The organism is Brachyspira catarrhinii (assembly GCF_005518285.1).
Classification (GTDB): Bacteria; Spirochaetota; Brachyspiria; order Brachyspirales; family Brachyspiraceae; genus Brachyspira; species Brachyspira catarrhinii.
This window is the reverse complement of the sequence record NZ_SJDU01000353.1, coordinates 1-2,366: the sequence shown is the minus strand read 5'-3', so window position 1 is coordinate 2,366 and position 2,366 is coordinate 1. Positions and strand designations below refer to the sequence as shown.

The 2,366-nt window shown below is 32.2% G+C and carries 3 protein-coding genes and 1 pseudogene; 3 read left to right on the top strand and 1 reads right to left on the bottom strand.

Annotation, left to right across the window (positions count from 1 at the left end; translation table 11 throughout):
- A pseudogene (locus EZH24_RS10405) lies at positions 1–119 on the top strand (NAD(P)-dependent alcohol dehydrogenase); the annotation flags it as partial.
- Between the two features lie 161 nt (positions 120–280).
- Here EZH24_RS10405 and EZH24_RS10400 read toward each other — a convergent pair.
- The gene (locus EZH24_RS10400; protein WP_137999060.1) at positions 281–1,171 is read right to left on the bottom strand and encodes a LysR family transcriptional regulator; all 891 of its coding nucleotides are present in this window, start codon (positions 1,169–1,171) and stop codon (positions 281–283) included.
- A gap of 142 nt (positions 1,172–1,313) precedes the next feature.
- Here EZH24_RS10400 and EZH24_RS10395 point away from each other — a divergent pair, with 142 nt between their 5' ends.
- Together EZH24_RS10395 and EZH24_RS10390 are read left to right on the top strand one after the other, a co-directional pair.
- Positions 1,314–1,814, top strand: a complete 501-nt coding sequence (locus EZH24_RS10395) for a (R)-mandelonitrile lyase (RefSeq protein WP_419670460.1) — start codon at positions 1,314–1,316, stop codon at positions 1,812–1,814.
- A 44-nt stretch (positions 1,815–1,858) separates the two neighbouring features.
- Positions 1,859–2,290 (top strand): cyclophilin-like fold protein, encoded by a 432-nt coding sequence (locus EZH24_RS10390; protein WP_161976141.1) that lies wholly within the window; start codon positions 1,859–1,861, stop codon positions 2,288–2,290.
- Positions 2,291–2,366: the final 76 nt, after the last annotated feature.

Here is a 2,366-nt window from a genome sequence, read left to right as displayed (position 1 = left end):
ATAAAATATATCCAGAAACGGAGATAATATCTGCAAATCAAATAGACGAAGCCTACGAAAAATTAACGACAGGAAAAGCAAAATTCAGATATGTGATAGATATGAAGACTTTAAAATAAAAATTGAAAATAAAATAATATAGATAAAAGTTAAAAAATTTTTCATATTTAATCCTTAAGTTTAAAGGTTGTCTCGTAATTCTGCGGGGCAATCTTTATTTATAATTAAACGCGGTTATTATTTAAAAAATATTTAATTATTATTCTAAAACGATATTAAATTAATCGTTTGCTAAAAAATTTTTATAAAGTTTATCTAAAAATATTTTGCTTGCGGGAGAAAATATTTGATTCTTTTTCCAAATTATATTTGTTTTCGGTTTGAGTTTCGGCTTTAGCGGAATAAAACAAACTTTTTCGGTATTTATATTATTAAGCGTTAGAGAATATCCAATTCCTTCTTTAACCATAACAATCGAGCTATAAATTAAATTTCTCGTTAAAACTATATTCAATTTTTCAATATCGTCATCGAACCATTGCAAAAATTTATTATTATGAGATTTATTTTTTGCGATAGTAGTCGGAAGAATTATGGGCAAATTAATCAAATCTTTTTTTTCGATAAACTTCTTTTTGGCAATTTTAGAATCTCTCCTTGCCAATATTCCCCAAACCTCGTTAGTCGGAATGTCGATATAATCGTATAACGACAAATCCGCTGGTTCAATTAGAATTCCAAAATCGAGAAGTCCTTTATCGAGCCTTTCAATAACATCTCCGTAAATTCCGCTATAGATATGATACATTATATTAGGATAATCTTTTTGTATATCTTTTATTATTTTTGAAATTAATTCTATCGAAGATTCCGTTTCCGCCGTTCCGATATAAATATCTCCCGCTATTATATTGTCGCTCGATTTGAATTCGGCTCTCGTCTTATCGACCATATCCATTATTTCTTCGGCTCTCTTTTTGAGTAAAACGCCTTCGCTTGTCAATTCGATTTTATAATTACTGCGAGTAAAAAGTTTTTTGCCAATATCTCTTTCAAGTATGTTTATTTGCCTCGAGAGATTAGGTTGAGTCAAACCGAGACGATTAGCGGCTTTCGTTATGCTTCCTTCTTTTGCCGCTATTAAGAAATATTTTAAAGCTCTGAATTCCATTTATGTCCTTTTTATTAATTATAATATCATAAATAGTTATGCTTTTCAAGTATAACTAGATATAACAAAAAAGTATTTGCTATGATTTTCTTAATATATTAAAATCCAAATAAATAATTAAAAATGCCTATGGCAAAGGAGAATAAAGATGTTCAAAATTTTAAATGTATTGTCAATGATAATTATGACGGCGGTTGCATGTTCGAGTAATACGGAAAATAATTATCCCGCTCCGCCTTTAGAAACTTCTTTGACAATAAACGGTTCGGGGCAGAAATCTAAAGGCTCGGAAGAATACTTTACGGGAGATGTTGAAGTGGAAAGGATAACTCTACCAAATAGTTCGTCTCATTTTTCAATATCTTATGTGACATTTCAGGCTGGAGCAAGAAGCGCTTGGCATACTCATCCAGCGGGACAGCATTTGATAGTCCTTGAAGGAATAGGACTAATGCAAGAAGAGGACAAACCGATTCAAGAGTTTAGAGCGGGAGATGTTTTGTATTGTCCGCCTAATGTAAAACATTGGCATGGAGCTTCGCCTAATCATTATATGAAACATGCCGCAATAACGGGCGTCTCAAACGGTTCTGGCGTAGTTTGGATGGAAAAAGTGACGGACGAAGAATATAACGATAGATAATCGTAAAATGAAAAAATAATTAAAAACTAAAAAAGGAGAGAAAAATGACTAAAAAAATAATTTTATTATTAGCGTTAATTACATTATCATGCGAAATCGTAGAGGTTAACGCTCAAGGAAACAATATGAGACAAATGAAAATAACGGTAAACGGAAGAGAACTTATGGCTACTTTGGAAGACAACGCGACAACGCGAGCTTTAGTAGAAATGCTTCCTATGACGCTTCCAATGATGGATTTATACGGCAGGGAAATGTGCTATCGTTTCGACAGCGCTTTGCCTACCGATAATGTGAGAAACACGGGCTACGAAGTGGGGGATATAATCTACTATCCTCCAAGAAGAAGTTTTGTGATTATGTATAAGCAAAACGGCGAGAGATTTTCAATGCAAAAAATCGGAAAAATAACTTCTGGCGTGGAGATTTTCAATTCTACGGGAGATGCGGAAGTTAGTTTCGATATTGTGAGATAATTAAAAAAGAAAAAAGGAGAAAACAAATGACAAAAAGAATAATAATATTTTTAACAAGCCTAATATTTTTAACGGG